1 protein-coding gene is annotated in these 466 nt (G+C 46.4%); it reads left to right on the top strand.

Features of this window, described 5'->3' with window-relative positions:
- Positions 1–101: 101 nt before the first annotated feature.
- Positions 102–466: hypothetical protein (locus tag J1781_RS00415; protein ID WP_217233023.1), on the top strand; the 365-nt coding region annotated here is incomplete at its 3' end.

Below are 466 nucleotides of genomic sequence, written 5' to 3'. Positions count from 1 at the left end.
GTAGAGAAACAGGCACAGCGAGAAGTCGAACGGCAACACCAGTTAGAAAAGAGCCAAACAAAGCCTACACCCAAATACGATAACGACCTAGGATTCAGCCCATGAGCATGAATAACGATGAACGCCTGTTTATGATGATGGCAACCATTGAGCAGTTGGTAGAACAGACTAAGCAACAGCAAGCGGTTATTACCGCCCAATCCGAACAGATTAGCCAATTAGCAAACACCGTTGAAAAACAACTTGAGACCATCAAGAGCTTAATAGACGAGAATTTAAAGTCTGCCAAGGAGTTAGAGGCGGCGGTATTGCGTGGGGTAATCTCGACGGTTCATCAAAGCCTGGGGTTGCCCTTCGAACAACAGGTGAGACGTGGGGTTGATAGGGGTATTCATGCAGGGATTAGCGATTTACAGAACGATGCCAGTCGTGTGACCTTTGATTATATCAAGCTACTGGAAGATTC

The organism is Rahnella perminowiae (genome assembly GCF_019049695.1).
In the GTDB taxonomy this organism is placed as follows: Bacteria; Pseudomonadota; Gammaproteobacteria; order Enterobacterales; family Enterobacteriaceae; genus Rahnella; species Rahnella perminowiae.
The sequence above is the reverse complement of the archived record's forward strand: the minus strand, read 5'-3'. Positions and strand labels throughout refer to the sequence as shown.